Source organism: Cupriavidus sp. 05T41, from assembly GCF_056396525.1.
Genome location: NZ_JBFTLQ010000026.1, coordinates 57780 through 74548 on the forward strand (window position 1 = coordinate 57780; position 16769 = coordinate 74548).

Consider the following 16769-nt stretch of genomic DNA (forward strand, 5'->3'; position numbering starts at 1 on the left):
CACGGAGACCCTATGCTCAKCCCTGAGCTGATCGGCCAGATCGCCCGGCGCCTGGACGGCGCCGAACAATCGCGCACGCAGATCCGGCAGATTTCGCTGGACCATCCCGACATCACCATCGAAGACGCCTATGCCATCCAGCGCGAATGGGTGGCGCACAAGCTGGCGCAGGGCCGCACCGTCAAGGGCCACAAGATCGGCCTGACCTCGCGCGCGATGCAGATGTCGTCGCAGATCGAAGAACCCGACTACGGCACGTTGCTCGACGACATGTTCTTCCAGGACGGCGCCACCATTGCGCCGGGGCGCTTCATCGTGCCGCGGGTGGAGGTGGAACTGGCCTTCGTGCTGGGCAAGCCGCTCAAGGGGCCGCACTGCACGCTGTTCGATGTCTACGACGCCACCGCCTACGTCATCCCCGCGCTGGAGATCATCGACGCGCGCAGCCATTCGATCGACCCCGAAAGCAAGCGCCCGCGCAAGGTCTTCGACACCATTGCCGACAACGCCGCCAACGCAGGCGTGGTGATGGGCGGCCGCCCGGTGCGCCCGTTCGACGTGGACCTGCGCTGGGTCTCGGCCATCATGTCGCGCAACGGCGTGATCGAGGAAACCGGCGTGGCGGCCGGCGTGCTCAACCATCCGGCCAATGGCGTGGCCTGGCTGGCCAACAAGCTCCATCCGTTCGGCGTGGGGCTGGAAGCGGGCGAGGTCATCCTCGGCGGCTCGTTCACGCGGCCGGTGGCTGCCAGCCCGGGCGATACCTTCCAGGTGGACTATGGCGCGCTGGGCACCGTCGCCTGCCATTTCGCGTAGCGGCGCGGCGCGGGTGCCGGGCCGATCTCGGGCCGCGCCCGGATCGCGCCGGACTGGCCCGGGCTACCGGGCTACCAGGCAGGCTCAGGAGACGTTGCGGTACCGCTCGGCGGCATGGACCTGCGCGAAATTCGGGAACATGGCGAGCCGGGCGGCTTCGTAAGCGTTCCATTGCCCCACGTCCGGCAACGGCGGGATCGTGACGGTTTCGCGGCGGTCGTAGCCGACGAGTGCCGCATCCACCAGTTCATCCACTTCCATGACGGCCGCGAGGCTGTTCACATCCTTGCCCGAGCGCGCCCAGATTTCCGTGCGGGTGGCCGATGGCAGCACGGCCTGCACGTAGATGCCCTTTGGCCCGAGCTCGAGGTGAAGACCCTGGGTCAGGAAAAGCACGAAGGCCTTGGTCGCGCCATAGACCGTCAGGCCGAATTCGGGCGCAAGTCCCACGACCGAGCCGATGTTGATGATGGCGCCGCCGCCGGCCTGGACGAAGCGGGGCGTGACKGCGCTGGCAAGACGCGTCAGCGCCGTGGTGTTGAGGTTGATGACCGCGGCCACGTCATCCGGGCTCTGATCGGCAAAGCCGCCGGCAGCACTAGCGCCGGCATTGTTKACCAGGACGCCGATGCGGGCGTCGTCGCGCAGCCGTGCCTCGACCTGGRCCAGCTCCGCCGGCCTGGTCAGGTCTGCCTGGAGGATATCGATGGTGACACCGGTTTCGCTGCGCAACGTCTGCGCGATGGCTTCCATGCGGGCGCGGTCGCGCGCTACCAGCACAAGGTTATGTCCGCGCCTGGCGAACCGGTCGGCATAGACGGCGCCGATGCCAGTGGATGCGCCGGTAATCAGGACGCTGGGCTTTGTGGTCATGCTGTTCCCCTTCAGGATGTCGGTACGTTTGCTCGCGTATTCATGACGGCCGTCATGAATGGAATCATGATGTACGTCATGTATAATGTCAAGCGATGATGGAGAGAATCAGATGAAGGTCAGTCGCGAGCAGGTTGCCGCTAACCGGCAGAGGATCCTGGAGGCGGCCAGCCGCCTGTTCCGCTCGCTCGGCTTCGAGGCCGTGACGGTGGCGGAAGTGATGAAGGCTGCCGGCCTGACGCATGGCGGCTTCTACGGGTACTTCAAGTCCAAGGACGACCTGATCGCCCAGACGCTGGCGCATGTCATGGCTGCCGGGGCCCAGGGCGAGGTCGACGTGGCCCGCTATGTCGCCGATTACCTTGCGCCGAGCCACCGCGACGACCTCGCGGGCGGGTGCCCGACGGCTGCCCTTGCCGCGGAAACCATCCGCCAGGCGCCGGAAGCGCGGGCGGCAATGACGGCTGCGCTACGGCGCCAGTTCGAGCGGTTCGGCGAAAGCGCGCCGGGTGGCAACGCGGCCCAGGCACGCCAGGCCGCGATCGGCAACTGGTCGGCCATGCTGGGCGCCGTGATCCTGGCGCGCCTGGTCGACGACCCGGACCTGTCCGACGAGATCCTGGCGCAGACCCACGCCTGGATCCGCGGCAAAGGCAAGCCGGCGGCCGGACCCGACACCTGAGCGGCAAGGGGCGCAACCGGCGCCCGGGACTGGCATGGCGATTGCGGCAGTACCGGATCGCGCCGCCGCCGGCGGCGATCCCGGAGGAGACAGCCATGCATTCGACGCCCCGCAAGGAACACAAGGAAGACAGCAGGGCCGTCCGGCCCGATGACCAGCCGGTGCCCGGCCGCACTGGCACCGCCACGCGCGCGCAGGACCAGCAGGGCGAACCCCAGCCGCGCCTGCCGCACGAACACGACGAAAGCCATCACAGCCAGCGCAGCGGCCCGCGCAAGGAGGTGGAGCAGGCCGGTCGCGATATCGAGCGCGGGCTGGAAGACACCGATCTCTACGCCACGCGCGGCAAGCGCGCCGGCGGGCAGAAGTAGACGTAGCGGTCCCCGGACAGGCGTGCCCGGGGACCGCTACAAGACGACTCTCAAGATATTTCCCAGAACAAAGCCGCCTCCACGCTTGCGCGCGGAGGCGGCTGGCGGCGCCGTGAGGTGCCGCGCTCGTCAAAGCAGGCTGTCAGCGCTGTCCGCCTTGCTGCCCACCTTGCTGGCCGCTCTTCTGGCCTTGCTGGTTCTGCTGACCGGCCTGATCGGTCTTCTGGCCCTGCTGGCCTTGCTGGCCCTGGCCGCGATCCTGTTGCTGCTGCTGGCCGCCCTTCTGGTCCTGGCCTCCGGACTGCTGGCCCTGTTGACCAGACTGCTGCTGTTGCTTGTCCTGGTCTTGCTGGCCTTGGCCGGGTTGCTGTTGCTGTCCCATCGTGCTCTCCATGGCGCGGCGGAATGCCGCGTTATGGCATGGGCGCAAGGCGCGTGCCACGCACGGTGGCGGCTGCTGCGCATGGCGCATCCCGGTATGGCGCGCGTACCCGCCAGGGCCTGCCAGGCAAGGGCCCCAGCGCCCTGGCGCATCGATCCGCGCGCACCGGCAGAGACCGCCCGACCCCGTGGAAGTCGATGGCGCCGCATATGCGCCGGCGCGGCGCGGCATGAGTTGGCGCCATCCACCCGGCGTTTTTTACAAGCCCGTCATTTATTTACAGGCGCCGCAGGGGCCGCACCGCCGGTTCGCTTGCGGCACCGGCCAGCGCGCCCGGCCAGCGCTGCCGGACGCGCTGGCCGGGCGTCTCTCCTTGCGGCGGCATGGGGGCGCCGCGCGTGCCTGTCCCGGAACKGTCCTTGCGGGAGAGTATGCAGAAGCCAGCACACGGCACGCGTCCAGCGACGCGCGGACGTGGATGCCAGGCCTTTCTGTTCCTTCCGGCTCCCTGCGCAATCATCGGAGCCATCGAACMATCATCAGGAGATCGCCATGAACACACATGAGACGTTTCGCGCCGTTTGCCTCGCTGCGCTGCTGGCAGCCGCCGGCGCCGCCCAGGCCGCCACCGCCACGGACACTGCGCCTGCGGCAAACAGCGCGCCGGGTATGACGGGCCATCCCGAAACCAGCAGCGCCAGGCAGAAGATGAGCGACAGCGCCGTGACCACCAAGGTCAAGGCGGAACTGCTGGCCGCAAAGGGCCTGAAGTCCACCGGCATTCACGTCAAGACCCGGGACGGCGTAGTGTCGCTGGACGGCGTGGTGCCTTCGGAAGACCAGCGCACGCTTGCCGCGCAGACCGCGCGCAACGTGGATGGCGTGGCGTCGGTCTCGAACTCCCTGCAGGTGGTCACCAGGTAGCCGCCAGTCGGGCGCAGGCGCCCGGAGCCCGACGCCCGGCGCCGGACGGGCTCGGGCCATGGCACGGGCACTACGCCGCGAGATTGATGCCCGTCAGGGTGAAGGCCGTGCTCGCCCGCATGGATTCCGGCAGGTTTTCATTGAGCAGCCGGACCGCGCCGGGGCCCACGGTATTGGCGCAGGCGCTCGCCAGCGCACTTGCATGCGCGAGGCCGGCCTGACGCGCCAGCCTGTCGCCGGGGATGCGCCGGCCGGTAGCCAGCAGGTATAGCGCGTGCGCTACGCGCTGCTCGCGCAACAGTACCCGCAGCGCCTCGCCCTCGGCAAACAGGCGGGCGCGCACCAGCCTTGGCGCTACCTGCCACCGTTCCGACACCAGCGCGGCATTCCACGGCAGCCGCGGCAGCTCGAACATCGCGCCAGCCAGCGCACGCGACCAGTATTTCCCGGTGGCGCCATGGTCGCGCGGGCAGGCCGCATCAGGCACCGCGCGCAGCACGAGCGCCGTGTCGCGTCCGGTCCTGGGCAGGAAATCGCAATCGAAATAGGCAAAGGCAGGCACCACGAACGGCTTGCCGGGCGATACCTCGCGCCGCGCATTGGCATCGCGCAGGCATGCGCTGCCCCGCAGGGCGTCCACGTGCACGGCAAAGGGAAAGCGCAGATGGGACAAGCGCAGCTCGGTGCTGCTGACAAGGGCCATGCGAAGCTCAGGGGGCGCAACCGGCGCGCGGGTATCGCGCCGCTTGGGAAAAGAGGCATTGTACGGTGTCGCGGCACGCCGGACCATCATCGTGCCGGCCATTGCCTGCGCTACAGCTCCGACAGCCCGACGTGGCGCAGCCGTTCGAGGTCGGTCACGCGGATGCTCTGGTAGGAAAGATCGACCATGCCTTCGGCCGCCAGCCGGCGCAATGCCTGGTTGACGCGCTGGCGCGAGAGCCCCGTGAGCAGGCCGATTTCTTCCTGGGAAAGCTCCAGTACCGCGCTTGTGCGCGGGTAGAGCGCAGCATGGAACAGCTGCGCGATGGCCTGCGCCACGCGCGCATCCGCACCCAGCAGCCGGTCGTTCTGCACGGTTGCGATGAACTGCCCCATGCGTTCGTTGAGCTGGCGCACCACGAAGCTGGAGAAGGGCAGGCTCTCCGCCAGCAGGGTGTGGAACACCGTATCGGGCACCAGCGCGATGCGCGAGTCGCGGATGGCGATCACGTCGTAGCGGCGGGCCTCGCGCTTGATGACGCTGCCTTCGCCGCACCAGCCGCCGGCCGGCACGCCGGAGAAGGTGCAGCCGCGCCCGTCCGGCGTATACACGGCGAGCTTGATGAGTCCGTTCTCGACCCCGATCCAGTAGCGCGACGGCTCGCCCCGGCGCGCCACGAAGGCGCCCGCGGCGAAGTCCTGGACCACCACCTGCCGTGCGGCCAGCGCCTGGTGGGCMGGCGCGAGCGAGGCGTACCACTCGTGCCTGGACAGCAAGGCAGCCGGCGACGCAGGCGTGGCAGCGGGGGGTGGTGCGGGAAGGCCGGGCTGGGAGGACGCGGGTGGATGGCTGGACATTGATCTGGATTCAACCCGGAGAGCGCGCCCCGGCGGGGCACTGTCATCCGGACGACAAAGCTTTGTCGTGTGGGATGATAGCCTTGCCCTGCAAAAAGTAACAGCGACCGGCGGCGCCCGCAGCGCCAGGCGCAAGCGGAGACCAAGCAATGCCAAGCGATTTCGACACCGGCCTGGGCAAGAACCCGGCCAACCACGTTCCCCTCACGCCCATCGATTACCTGGCGCGCGCCGCCGAAGTCTATGGCGAGCGCCTGGCCATCGTGCATGGCCCGCTGCGCCAGACCTGGCGCGAGACCTACGCTCGTGCGCGGCGCCTGGCCAGCGCGCTGGCGGGCCTCGGCATCGGCCGGGGCGATACGGTGGCGGTCCTGTTGCCCAACACGCCGGCCATGGTGGAAGCGCACTTCGGCGTGCCGATGGCGGGGGCGGTGCTCAATGCGCTGAACATCCGGCTCGACGCCGCCAACCTGGTTTTCATGCTGCGTCATGGCGAGGCCAAGGTGCTGCTGGCCGATACCGAGTTCGCCGAGCTCGCGCGCCAGATCGGCAACGAAATCCCCGGCCTGAAGGTGGTGGCGGTGGCAGATGCGCTGGGCCCGCAGGACGCGCCGCGCTTTGGCGAGACCGACTACGAAACCCTGCTGGCCTCGGGCGATCCCGACTACGCCTGGCAATGGCCCGCCGACGAGTGGGACGCCATCGCCCTGAACTATACCTCGGGCACCACCGGCGACCCCAAGGGCGTGGTCTACCACCATCGCGGCGCAGCCATCAATGCCGTGTCCAACATCCTCGAGTGGGACCTGCCCAAGCACGCGGTCTACCTGTGGACGTTGCCCATGTTCCACTGCAACGGGTGGTGCTTTGCCTGGACCATCGCCGCGCGCGCCGGCATCAATGTGTGCCTGCGCAAGTTCGAGCCCAAGCTGGTGTTCGACCTGATGCGCGACGAAGGCGTKACCCATTACTGTGCCGCGCCCATCGTCCACACCGCGCTGGTCAACGCGCCGCCGGCCTGGCGCGAAGGCCTGCGCGGCCCGGTGCGCGGCATGGTGGCCGGTGCGCCGCCGCCCGCGGCGGTGCTGGCGCAGATGGAAGAAATGGGTTTCGAGCTGACCCACGTCTACGGCCTGACCGAGACCTATGGCCCGGCCGCGGTGTGCGCGGAGCAGGACGACTGGGCCGCGCTGTCGCAGGAAGACCGCGCCACCCGCAAGGCCCGCCAGGGCGTGCGCTACCACTTGCAGGCCGGGGTGGCGGTGCTCGATCCGGATTCGATGCAGCCAGTGGCCGCCGACGGCGAGGAGATCGGCGAGATCATGTTCCGCGGCAATATCTGCATGAAGGGCTATCTCAAGAACGAGAAGGCCACGCGCGAAGCCTTCGCCGGCGGATGGTTCCACACCGGCGACCTGGGCGTGCGCACGGCGGACGGCTACGTCAAGATCAAGGACCGCAGCAAGGACATCATCATCTCCGGCGGCGAGAACATCTCCAGCGTCGAGGTGGAAGACGCGCTCTACCGCCATGCGGCCGTGCTGGCCGCGGCGGTGGTGGCGCAGCCGGATGCCAAGTGGGGCGAAACGCCCTGCGCCTTCGTCGAGCTGAAAGACKGCGCCAGCGCCACGGCCGAGGAACTGATCGCGCATTGCCGCACCTTGCTGGCTGGCTTCAAGGTGCCCAAGGCCGTGTATTTCGGGCCCTTGCCCAAGACTTCGACGGGCAAGATCCAGAAGTTCGAGCTGCGCCGCAAGGTCAAGTCGKACACGGCCATCGACGTCTAGCCACGCGCGGTGGCGCCGGCCGGCGCCACCGGGGCCGGGGGCTAGTGGACGGCCCGCTGCGCGGACGCCAGCGTCGCCGGCCGCGTCGTGCCACCGGCGGGCAGCGCKCCCGTAAAGGCGAAATCCACCTCCGGCACGCGGCCGCTGACGATGTCCGCGATCGCACGGCCCGAGCCGCAGCCGTGCGTCCAGCCAAGCGTGCCGTGGCCGGTGTTCAGGTAGAGCCCGCCGATGGCGCTGGCGCCGATATAAGGTACGTTGCCCGGCGTGGCAGGGCGCAGCCCGGTCCAGAATTTCGCCAGCTCCGGTCGGCTCATGCCCGGGAACACTTCCAGCGTGCGCCGCACGATGGCCTCGCAGCGCACCGGGTTCAGATCCATCGCATAGCCGTTKAGTTCGGCTGTGCCGGCCACGCGCAGGCGGTCGCCAAAGCGCGAGAACACCAGCTTGTACTCGTCGTCGGTCAGGCTCACGCTGGGCGCGCGCTCGCTGTCGAGCACCGGCAGCGTCACCGAATAGCCCTTGGCCGGATAGATGTCGAGCTTGACCCCGAGCGGGCGCGCCAGCATCGGGCTGAAGCTGCCCAGCGCCAGCACGTAGGCGTCCGCGCTCTCGATCTGGTAGCCGCCAGTCTCGTCGGCAATCTCCACCCCGTGCATGCTGCCGCCCTCGGCATGCAGGCGCTGCACCCGCACGCCATAGCGAAAGCGCACGCCCAGCGCTTCGCAGCGCGCGGCCAGCGCGGTGGTGAAGCGGTGCACATCGCCCGATTCATCCTCGCTGGTATAGGTGGCGCCCGCCAGACGCGGCGCGATATTCGCCAGCGCCGGCTCCAGCCGCACCACTTCGTCCGGCCCGATCACGCGGCGCTCGCAGCCCAGCTCGCGCATGATGCGCGCCGGCTCGACGGCCGCGTCGAATTCCTTCTGGCTGGTATAGAAATGCAGGATGCCGCGCGTGAGGTGGTCGTACTCGATGCCGGTCTCGGCGCGCAGCGCCTGCAGGCTGGCGCGGCTATAGGTGCCCAGGTTGAGCAGCTGGATCATGTTGTGGGTGGAGCGACTGGCCGTGCACTCGCGCAGGAACTTGAGTCCCCACGACCACTGCGCCGGATCTGCGCGCAGGCGGAACAGCAGCGGAGCATCCTCGCGCCCGAGCCAGCGCAGCATCTTCAGCGGCGCGGCCGGGTTGGCCCAAGGCTCGGCATGGCTGACCGAGATCTGCCCGCCGTTGCCAAAACTGGTTTCCCGGGCCGCGCCCGCATTGCGCTCCAGCACCACGACCTCGTGCCCGGCACGGGCCAGGTACCACGCAGACGCAACGCCGATCACGCCGGCTCCCATCACGATGACTTTCATTTCTCAGGCTCCGGATAGCAAAAAGGGGCAGGCAAGCCATCTGGCCTGCCTGCCCCCACTGTCCTTTTGCCTGAGAGATTCGCCGCACCCACCACGGGTACCGGCTTGCCCCTTCGGCGGCCGCGTGCCGCTTACCTGGTCGGTGTGCGGTCCGGCGCTCTCCAGTTTGTTCGGTTTCCAGTCTTTTGCACCTGAGCGTTTCAGGGGTACGCCTTCGGTAGAGACACCCACCTGATACGGCGGAGGTGTCTCGTTCTCCTGGAAGCCGCAACATAGCACGCGTTGCAGAGAGACTGCAAGGGCAGTATGGCGGCCCGGCGGCGCCCCGCCGCCGGGCCGCGCGCTGTAGCAAGGTTCTGTAGCAGTCTGGCCGGCCAATTTTTGGAGCCGGCGAGCTCGGGAGCAGGGCACGAGTAGCGCAGGCTTTTACAGGTGGCGGACCAATATGGCAATAGGGTTCAAGGTGCAGTGCCTGGTATCCGCGGCGTGGCACCGTTGAGTGCATCATGCAATTGCTGCTTCAGTGCTTTGCAGCGGTCGGCTACCTCTTCCGACTGCTTGCCAAGCCCGATACTKATGGCCTGGCGTTCCAGCATATCCTTCAGTTGACCAGTCAGATTTGCCGCGATGTTGTCCAGAGCCGTGTTTCCGAACCTCTCGATGGCATTGCTGGTGCCTAGCGCCGATGCTTCGGCGTGCTGTCTGAATGCAGCGCGAAGCGAGCGGCGCAGGTCCGTAACGTAGCGCCGTTTGGCATCCTCGATTTTCTCTTCCCGAAAATGCAGATAGAGGTCGAGGATGGTTGCTAGCAACKGGCTGAATGCCGCTAGTCTTCCCGATGCTCTTGTGATGAGGCCAGCTCGACGGAGAGCCTCCGTCCTGACCAGCCTTATCCCGGTGGACCCGGCAATTTCGTAGAGGAGATTGCCGAGTGCCTTTGTGCTTATCGAAGCGGCTTCCAGTCCGCCTGCTATTGGCCCGGTTGCGCTATTGACAAGCCGCGTCAGACGCAATGCCGGGCTAGCTGGGATGCGGATGGCATCCAGTGAGCCGGGTGTGCCTGGCGCGAAGCTGCCGCCGGACCACGGCATGTGGAGCGCCTGCGTTGTGCGATTCTCGAGTTGCTTCCCCGCGCCGCCAAGGATTTCGTGCAGCTGTCGCTCCATTTCGCACCAAAGCTTGCTCAAGTCCTCCTTCATCTGGTCAAGCGTGGAGGTGAAGAACGCCTGCACCTCCGGAGCCTCGGCGGTGCCGTCCAGACGTTCCATTGCTTTCGCGGCACGCCCCAGTACTGTTGAATAGACTTGCCGATGCCATAGGCGCGCGAGCGAATGCAGGTGTTCCCTTGCCTGTTCAAGCTCGGCGATTTCCTTCTGGACGCAGGCTATGCGTGCTTGCAGGCAGGGCTCGTCGCCGGATTGCATGACATCCCGCATAACGCCTTCCACAGCGCTGATGGCTGCAATCGCCCGGCTCGCCTGACCGGTCTGGTTTCCCCAGGCGGAAAGGCTGGTCACCAGCGCCGACAATCTGCTTTGCCGCAGCAGTCGCTCGCGGAAGCCGGCCGAGGCCTGCCTGGCATGGAAGTACTTTGCCACCGAGCAGTGGAGCACGGGAATGCCGATGCGTCTACCCAATACCGCCTCAATCCGCTGTTGCATGCCGGCGCCTCCATTGCGGTCCCGGTCTATTTTGTTGACCACCAGGCAGCATGGTCTGCCGAGACAGAGGTTGTCTTGGTCTAGCAGCCTTCTCAATATGCCTGCCTGGGCCCGATAGGGAAGTTCGGGTGTAACGACGAGCAATATCATGTCGGCCTCCATGGCCGCACTGAGTGCTGCCCCGCCCACGAGTTCACTGGGGGAAAGATAAAGGCCTGGCGTATCCACAAATACCATCCCGTGCCAGTCATGCTCGCCTACCGCCGCAGTTGGCTCATCCGTTCCGAGGTGCGCTTCGTCGTTCCCTGACACCGCCCGGATGAGGCTGGTTTTGCCAACTCCCGCCTCGCCGAGTAGCGCGATTCTCCATGGGGCCTCAGCCTTTAACGTTTCCTGCCAGTATTGCAGGGTCGCGCGCAACGATTCCGAAGATGAAGTTGGCCAATGCGAAATGATTGAGGCCGCGTCGCGGATGAGGTGGCGGACGGCGTCGCGAGTGTCTTGAAATCCAGGCGTCACAACAGCACTCCAGTGTGAATTGAGATGCCAAGCAATTGCTCCGCCAGCTGAATGGAAGTCGACCCAGCCCCGATTGCTTGTTCCCACTGCATTTCGCTAAGCAAGACGGTCGCCGCCTCCCGGCCCGGGGCTATCGCCACTGACGCAATCGCCGAGCCGCAGTTGTCTATCCCGAGTGCCTGGCGCACTTGTCGTTCGAGCGGGGCGAGCCGGTCAACCAGCAGAAGCCTTTCACCGCCCAGCCACTCGGATAGCTGCTTCAGCTTGCTGCCGTCAGACTCACCGGGAAGCTTGAATGCGTGGTCGAKGCTGCGGGAAAATGCCACACTTGCAATCGCCAAAACGCCGGGTCGCCGCGCAACGGTGACAATATCAATGTGTTCGCGGTGCAAGTCCTGGGCAACGAGCTCGAAAGCGTGACTCAACAGGCAGCCATCAATTTTCGATGCGATGCGCTCGAGTCGCTTCGTCTCCGCGTCGAGGGAACTGCGGACGCATGCGAGGTGCTCTGAGATAGAAGCGGCCAGTTGTCCTTGCGCGCCTCCATCGTATCTACTCCCCGATAAAGCGTGTAGCCATTGATGCATCCGCCGGTGGTGTTGCCCCAGGACATCCCGCAGATCTTTCTCAAGGGAGGCGCGCCGCTGCTCCAGCACCAGATTCGCTTCGCCGATCCACCGGCTGGTGACCCGGCATACCCCTTTGTCGACGCCGAGTCCTACCGCCATGGAGAGAATCGTCGTGGCGGCAATCGTCCAGAGCGTGTCATCCACGACCGCGGAGATTAGCCATCCCGCGACGATGGCCGCTGCTGTGGATGAGATGCTTCGGAACAGAAGACGTGCGTGACGGTGCGACTTGACACGATGCCTGGCAAGCTCGAGTTGAGATACGTCAATTGAATCGTTATCGAACTGCCGTGCCCCGATGTCTGAAGCAGGAGGAAAGCTGGCCATATCGTTCGTTGTCGCCTCATTTGCCTGTAGCGCCAGGGGAAGCMATCCGGCGGCGTMGGTAAGCCCGTGCTCATCGAGCATGCCTCGCCAACCACGGCTAATAGCGTCTGCTGGAGAGGGCTCCGACAGCGCGTCGTCTATGAGACTGGCTATTGAATCCGCCGCAGCTTCAAAGCGGGATTGAAGCAAGTCAAGACTCCGGGCAAGCAGCCGGGCCGCCGTTGACCTCTGCAGTTCAAGGGAGTTTACGGCCGTCATCGCGGCATCGCGAAGTTGCCGGACGGAATCAGAGGCCTCGTCGATACACCCTCGGGTCAACTGAACATACATGTGGAGAAGGCTGGCCGGGGCCTGGAGGCGAGCCGATGCGACGCCTGAGGTCAGCAGGCGCAGAACGGCGGACTCTGCGGCCATCACATTACTTGACCGTTCGAGTGACGCGGCGGATACGCCAGGCGGTAGCACTGCGCCATGCCGTGCCAGCCACGCGGCCCGTGCGTGTATCGGAGTTACCTCGATGGCATCGATGCAGAAGCGTTGATAGATTCGCTCTGCGATGCGAGCGCCCAGTTGAGCGACGTTCCGGTTGCCCGACGCATGTCCATCCCCGCCAATCAACAGGTCAAGATCTTCATCGTGCCGCTTCACATTCAACAGTACCGCCAGGCGGCCCCGCAGCGGACCAGCTTGCGCAAGGCTGTCGAACGCCCCCGGTGCCATATCGTCATCCGTTAGTACCAGGACGAGCGTGTCGGGCCACATTGATCTGTCCCACCGCTGCGCCATGACGMCGGCATCATTGGGAGGGCTCTTCGCTACGCTTGCTTCCTGGACAAGGAGACACGCCGGGGTGTTTGCGATGGCACGGTCGGTTGGGTTCTCGCGCCGTGCCGGCGCCAGCTCAAGTGCTTGTGCCTCTCGAGCAAAGAATGCGGGCGAGCCGAAGAGGGCTTCCCTGGTGGTTGTCTTCCCGGAGCCCTCCGGCCCGACGAACAGGACAGATGGGGGATAGCCGGCGTCGGCAATACTTTCATACCCGCGCTCGAGCGCATGGGAAATGCCATCAACCTGTGAATGCAGTGTTCTGGCCCATATGCGGGACCGTTCAAGAAGTTCACTTGACGGCATTGACCCCGCCAAGGATAAGTCGCCAAGCGTATGTGCAAGGTTGCGGGAGACGTCGCCGAGCCGGCTCAGCACGGCGCGAATCGAGTCACGCTGCGCCTCCTGGAACTTTGCTGCCGCGGCACCAACGGCACGTGCGGTTGATAGTGCCGCATCGAGTTCTCGTTTGGCACAAATTGAACCGCTTGTCAGCAAATGGCGAGATGCGGCATCGGGTTCGGGCACGCCGCCAATACCGAGTTGAATAGTCATAAACGAGCCTGGCCACGAGAGATAGTCCGCGCATGCCTCTGGAGTCGTGGTTTCCAACTCGGGGTGGGGCTGGCGCGTGAAAGGTCACTCCATACGGCCCTCGGTATCTCGCTGCCGAAAGCATAGTCGAGTGGGGGCACGGATCAGGACGAGCGGGCGTCAAAGGCGGCCTTCGAAAAAAATGACTGCCTGATGCTGCCGAGGAATCCAAAGTCGAACGCGTTCTTTTTCCCAGGCAAGAAAAGCGGCGCGCCTCCCATGAGAATGCGCGCCGCGAAAGCAGCAGATGTCCAAGCTACTCGCCGCCCTGGCGTCCAATACAGGGCTCTCATGCTGCCGGCAACGGGAGGCGGGGGCCCCCAATTGCATTGCGAGGAGCGCTAGTCTAATGACAGCGCTGGCTACTTATCGGTCTTTCTGGTTTCAGATTCAGCCAAGGCATGGCTGAAAAGCCGCTACATCGCCCGCCGACTCGCGGAGCGACCACGCGGAACGTTTGGCCTTCGGCCGCCCAATGCTGGCGGAGCGAGAAGGCAATGCGACGATGGCTGGCCGAACGACGCCGGATGTTGGCCTGTGATTCATCAAATCTGCGGGGGCTAACGAGGCATTGCGCTGCTACAGTGATGCCGACGGGAATCGGGTGGCGTGTGGACTCTACAGATGTGTCAGCGAGGTCCCAGGAGGCCACGGGCCGAAACCCGTCTGGAAAGGGCAACACGGCCTTTGTKACTGAGGAAGAGTGCAATGAGTTGGACGGTAGACGAGATGGCAGAGCGCGCGGCAAGAGAGTTGCGCGATGGCGAGTTCGTGGAGTTGGGCCCGGGCTTGCCTGCCTTGGTGGCAAATCATATCGATGTCGCGAAGGAGGTTTGGGTTCATTCCGACGATAGGCTGCCAGGCATGGGCCTATACCCGACGGACGACTACATGGATGCCGATATCCTCGACGCCGGGCGAGGTGGAAAGCGCGTTGGACGGCAACTCACTCCCTTCCATTCGACGCAATCCTTCGCGGCAATGCTGAGTCCTACGGCGGATGTCGCAATCCTGGAGGCTCTCTGTGCCAGTAGCGCGGGCGAGTTCATTGAGCCAGAAAATACCATCGCCCGGCGTAAGACCGGCGGCGCACTGGGCAACGCGACATATGGCGCGGGACGCATCATTCTGCTCGTCCGAGAGTCGGGACTCGTGCATGGCTGCGGTGGGCCGTCACATATCGTCGACGCCCTGGGCGGGCATGGAATGGTCGAGCGGGCTGCGAATCGAATTATTACCGAGTGGGCCGTGCTTGATGTAACGTCTGGCGGACTGCGGTTGGTCGAGGCGGCGAGTGGCKTCACTCGCGGAGAAATACAAGCGAAGATTGGCTCGCGACTGCTTGATTAAACCGAGTGTGGAGGTGGCGAACCGGAGGCGCTTCGGCGTGCCGAAACCATTGTCCGGAACGCCAGATGCGAGTCTCGCCACGAACCGCCGCAAGAGCKATGCGTGGCGAAACCCGGGTCTTGCGCTAAGTAAGTCCAGGGGCGAATGCGCCCTTCATCGGCGCGGCGCTCCCGCTGCTCATGAGGTGACCGGGTGGCCTGGAGTGAATGCGCCAAAGGTACCCGCATGCACATCCTTGCTGAAATGTTCGAGCCAGTCGGATTCGTCACCAATAAGATACTCGCGCGAAGTGCCGGCCGAGAGACGGCGAATCGTAATCCATCCMTGCAGGCCAAATATTTCGTCGCTMTTCGGGTCGGTGGTGTCGACTTCGACAAGCACGAAGTCATGCTGAGGCAGGCTGTGCCGCTCMAGGAAGGAGAGGAAGCGCGAATGCTCGGACGGGTCGATCAGTTCCATGGTTGAATCCTTCATACATTTGTGACTGCAGGCCAGCCGGCAAGCGCGGCCCCCGGTTATCCCACGCCCCGCAAGCTTCATGCATAAGGATCGAAGCGCGGCGGACCTGAGTGCTTTAACTCTAGCAATCCCAAGCCGATGGAGACAGCCCGTAGTTCGAGCGGATGAAGACAACCACATTGTAGTTTCGGCCAAATGCCGAAGTCGACGCCTGTGATGGGGAGTCAGCAAGTGGCGGGCCGGAGGTAGCCGCGTTGCGTTGCAGCGTGCGTTGCTGCCGAGAGCGGGAAGACGAGCGTACCGTGAGGACAACACGGGCATGCGCCAATTCCGCAGCAAAAGCAGTCAACGGTATGAGGTAGCAACGCAATCGCGCCAGGAGGCCTTGTAGCCGTGGGTTCGGAACACTCGCTTGACTCTCGACCGGGCCGGCCGCCGCCGTGTCGTTTTCCATCTGGACCACGGGCCGTGTGCCCTCGAGGCGATCAGCGAGCCACCATGGCCGAAGCGTTCACTTGTATGGCAGATACTTGGTGCGCTGTGAGCCTATCCTGTTCCAAGACCGATCGCGCGCTCTCCTCTTGGCAAGGTCCACCAAGTGCTATCCGGCAGGGCCGACTGGCAGTTCTCCCAGGTAGCGCGCTGCATGGAGCAGCCATGGCATCGCAGCAGTTGAAAGATATCGTTCAGTTCCTTCGGGACCGTAATTCACAAGTCCCGGCTCAGCCAACGCTGGAGCAACTCCGAACGCACGCGGACAGGATCTACAACGAAATCGACGTCCCGCAAGGCGTTCGCTTCCTTGACGGCAACGAACTGCCGGGGACGTGGACGGCGTCCTACGGAGCGCAACGCAACCAGGCTGTCCTGTATCTCCACGGCGGCGGCTATGTCATGCATACCCCAGCGCAATACCGAACGCTGACGGCGGCCTTGTGCATCGAGACGCATCGGGATGTCTTTGCGGTTGACTATCGGAGGGCACCTGAGAACCCTTTCCCTCTCGCACTGCGCGATGCGCTCAACGCCTACCAGTGGCTGTATGACCGGCTTGGTGAGGACCCTTCCATTGTCGTGGCAGGAGACTCGGCTGGCGGCGGTCTCGCCGTGGCTCTAATGCTGCTGTGCAATCAGCGGGAGATACCGCTACCGAAGGGGGTCTTTCTCATCTCCCCCTGGACTGACCTCACCATGAGCGGTGACTCGATCCGCGCAAAGGCGGACGTCGACCCCATCATTTCAATGGAAGGGCTCCAGGCGTTCGCGCGTAGTTACCTGCAAGAGGACAATGACCCGCGGAACCCTTTGGCATCGCCCCTCTTCGGCGACCTGGCGGGCCTGCCACCAATGCTGATTCACGTCGGAGGAGACGAAAGCCTGCTGGATGATGCGACGAGGCTTGCGGCGCGAGCCGGCGCCGCCGGCGTCGATGTCACCCTCAAGGTCTGGCCTGGGATGTTCCATGAATGGCATATGTGGCACACGCGCTTACCGKAGGCAAGATCTGCGGTTCTCGAGGGTGCCGCGTTTATCCGTGGACGATTCGACGCCTGAGTGGCAGCGGTGCGCCGCACCGTGAAGTGCGGCGAGGTGAAAAGAGCAGCGGCGGACAAGGCGAATGCAAGAAGGCCCCGGATGGGGCCTTCTTGCATGTC

At 65.1% G+C, this 16769-nt stretch carries 15 protein-coding genes and 1 riboswitch; of the genes, 7 read left to right on the plus strand and 8 right to left on the minus strand.

The annotated features are described in order from the left end of the window. Positions 1 to 12: 12 nt before the first annotated feature. Entirely contained in the window at positions 13 to 816 is an 804-nt protein-coding gene (gene hpaH, locus AC1DKV_RS16960; protein WP_477137657.1) for a 2-oxo-hept-4-ene-1,7-dioate hydratase, read from the plus strand. Positions 817 to 900: 84 nt separating this feature from the next. On the opposite strand, the gene AC1DKV_RS16965 is transcribed toward hpaH, so the two are convergent. Beyond that, positions 901 to 1689, minus strand: coding sequence for an SDR family NAD(P)-dependent oxidoreductase (locus AC1DKV_RS16965; RefSeq protein WP_477137658.1), 789 nt, complete (start codon positions 1687 to 1689; stop codon positions 901 to 903). 112 nt (positions 1690 to 1801) lie between these two features. Here AC1DKV_RS16965 and AC1DKV_RS16970 point away from each other — a divergent pair, with 112 nt between their 5' ends. Both AC1DKV_RS16970 and AC1DKV_RS16975 read left to right on the plus strand, forming a co-directional pair. Continuing rightward, positions 1802 to 2371: a TetR/AcrR family transcriptional regulator gene (locus AC1DKV_RS16970; protein WP_441619041.1), complete on the plus strand. Its 570-nt coding sequence runs from the start codon at positions 1802 to 1804 to the stop codon at positions 2369 to 2371. Positions 2372 to 2466: 95 nt separating this feature from the next. Then, positions 2467 to 2742 (plus strand): hypothetical protein, encoded by a 276-nt coding sequence (locus AC1DKV_RS16975; RefSeq protein WP_441619043.1) that lies wholly within the window; start codon positions 2467 to 2469, stop codon positions 2740 to 2742. Positions 2743 to 2884: 142 nt separating this feature from the next. Here the strand turns inward: AC1DKV_RS16975 and AC1DKV_RS16980 are convergent, their stop codons facing one another. Continuing rightward, the gene (locus AC1DKV_RS16980) at positions 2885 to 3124 is read right to left on the minus strand and encodes a hypothetical protein (RefSeq protein WP_441619044.1); all 240 of its coding nucleotides are present in this window, start codon (positions 3122 to 3124) and stop codon (positions 2885 to 2887) included. Positions 3125 to 3676: 552 nt separating this feature from the next. On the opposite strand from AC1DKV_RS16980, the gene AC1DKV_RS16985 reads away from it, so the two are divergent. Next, positions 3677 to 4048 (plus strand): BON domain-containing protein, encoded by a 372-nt coding sequence (locus tag AC1DKV_RS16985; protein ID WP_441619046.1) that lies wholly within the window; start codon positions 3677 to 3679, stop codon positions 4046 to 4048. 70 nt (positions 4049 to 4118) lie between these two features. On the opposite strand, the gene AC1DKV_RS16990 is transcribed toward AC1DKV_RS16985, so the two are convergent. Further along, positions 4119 to 4751, minus strand: a complete 633-nt coding sequence (locus AC1DKV_RS16990) for an AraC family transcriptional regulator (protein ID WP_441619048.1) — start codon at positions 4749 to 4751, stop codon at positions 4119 to 4121. A gap of 110 nt (positions 4752 to 4861) precedes the next feature. Beyond that, a complete protein-coding gene (locus AC1DKV_RS16995) occupies positions 4862 to 5608 on the minus strand; it encodes a Crp/Fnr family transcriptional regulator (RefSeq protein ID WP_441619050.1) in 747 nt (248 codons plus the stop codon). A 149-nt stretch (positions 5609 to 5757) separates the two neighbouring features. Between AC1DKV_RS16995 and AC1DKV_RS17000 the strand changes: the two genes are divergently transcribed. Beyond that, a complete protein-coding gene (locus tag AC1DKV_RS17000; RefSeq protein ID WP_477137659.1) occupies positions 5758 to 7395 on the plus strand; it encodes an acyl-CoA synthetase in 1638 nt (545 codons plus the stop codon). A gap of 41 nt (positions 7396 to 7436) precedes the next feature. On the opposite strand, the gene AC1DKV_RS17005 is transcribed toward AC1DKV_RS17000, so the two are convergent. From AC1DKV_RS17005 to AC1DKV_RS17015, 3 genes are all read right to left on the minus strand, one after another. Further along, positions 7437 to 8753 (minus strand): D-amino acid dehydrogenase, encoded by a 1317-nt coding sequence (locus AC1DKV_RS17005; RefSeq protein WP_441619054.1) that lies wholly within the window; start codon positions 8751 to 8753, stop codon positions 7437 to 7439. 48 nt (positions 8754 to 8801) lie between these two features. Then, positions 8802 to 8928: riboswitch (glycine riboswitch) on the minus strand. A 283-nt stretch (positions 8929 to 9211) separates the two neighbouring features. After that, on the minus strand, positions 9212 to 10933 hold the full coding sequence (locus AC1DKV_RS17010; RefSeq protein ID WP_477137660.1) for a GTPase domain-containing protein: 1722 nt from the start codon (positions 10931 to 10933) through the stop codon (positions 9212 to 9214). Beyond that, positions 10930 to 13266, minus strand: coding sequence for a hypothetical protein (locus AC1DKV_RS17015; protein WP_477137661.1), 2337 nt, complete (start codon positions 13264 to 13266; stop codon positions 10930 to 10932). Before AC1DKV_RS17015 ends, AC1DKV_RS17010 begins: the two co-directional genes overlap by 4 nt. Before the next feature lie 747 nt (positions 13267 to 14013). Here AC1DKV_RS17015 and AC1DKV_RS17020 point away from each other — a divergent pair. After that, positions 14014 to 14655: a CoA-transferase gene (locus AC1DKV_RS17020; RefSeq protein ID WP_477137662.1), complete on the plus strand. Its 642-nt coding sequence runs from the start codon at positions 14014 to 14016 to the stop codon at positions 14653 to 14655. Between the two features lie 177 nt (positions 14656 to 14832). Here AC1DKV_RS17020 and AC1DKV_RS17025 read toward each other — a convergent pair whose 3' ends face one another. After that, complete coding sequence (locus AC1DKV_RS17025) at positions 14833 to 15114, minus strand: transcriptional regulator (protein WP_477137663.1); 282 nt, start codon at positions 15112 to 15114, stop codon at positions 14833 to 14835. A 657-nt stretch (positions 15115 to 15771) separates the two neighbouring features. On the opposite strand from AC1DKV_RS17025, the gene AC1DKV_RS17030 reads away from it, so the two are divergent. Beyond that, the gene (locus AC1DKV_RS17030) at positions 15772 to 16668 is read left to right on the plus strand and encodes an alpha/beta hydrolase (RefSeq protein WP_477137664.1); all 897 of its coding nucleotides are present in this window, start codon (positions 15772 to 15774) and stop codon (positions 16666 to 16668) included. Positions 16669 to 16769 lie beyond the last annotated feature (101 nt).

Excerpts from the sequence above, each read along its gene's own strand:
- AC1DKV_RS16990 (WP_441619048.1), bottom strand. The coding sequence starts at position 4,751 with ATGGCCCTTGTCAGCAGCACCGAGCTGCGCTTGTCCCATCTGCGCTTT.
- AC1DKV_RS16975 (WP_441619043.1), top strand. The coding sequence starts at position 2,467 with ATGCATTCGACGCCCCGCAAGGAACACAAGGAAGACAGCAGGGCCGTC.
- AC1DKV_RS16985 (WP_441619046.1), top strand. The coding sequence starts at position 3,677 with ATGAACACACATGAGACGTTTCGCGCCGTTTGCCTCGCTGCGCTGCTG.
- AC1DKV_RS16980 (WP_441619044.1), bottom strand. The coding sequence starts at position 3,124 with ATGGGACAGCAACAGCAACCCGGCCAAGGCCAGCAAGACCAGGACAAG.
- AC1DKV_RS16970 (WP_441619041.1), top strand. The coding sequence starts at position 1,802 with ATGAAGGTCAGTCGCGAGCAGGTTGCCGCTAACCGGCAGAGGATCCTG.